The organism is Alcanivorax sp. HI0007 (genome assembly GCF_001635525.1).
Classification (GTDB): domain Bacteria; phylum Pseudomonadota; class Gammaproteobacteria; order Pseudomonadales; family Alcanivoracaceae; genus Alcanivorax.
In genome coordinates this window covers 1-364 of record NZ_LWEJ01000191.1, presented here as the reverse complement: position 1 = coordinate 364, position 364 = coordinate 1, and the positions used below count along the sequence as shown (strand labels likewise).

General features: G+C 55.4%; 1 pseudogene. It reads left to right on the top strand.

Annotated elements, in window-relative coordinates:
- Positions 1-364 (top strand): annotated as a pseudogene (locus A3714_RS18060) (hypothetical protein); the annotation flags it as partial.

Sequence of the window (364 nt, the reverse complement as noted above, 5' to 3'; positions counted from 1 at the left end):
CGGAAATGGTGTTGTGGAGCGGGGACACCATTCCCACTCCCGAGGCGTTGGCCGCAGCCCGGCAGGGTAACCTGCTCAATATGAACGGCAGTGACACCATTATCACCGAAAGTGCACCCACCTGGACCCTGGTAAAGGGCATTGGCGTGCCCAAGGGTGACGAATACCAGGTTTATGCNCCCAACCAGAACGAGAATATCTACACCAGAGAGTGGACCGGTCCTTTCTACGGTTTCGAGCGGGTGATTGAAACGTTCAAGCTGACGGAAACGCCCCACCGTTTCAAGCCGGTCAATATCTATTACCACACCTATATCGCCAGCAAGACGGCGGCACTGGAATCCCTGTTGACTGTCTACCGTTG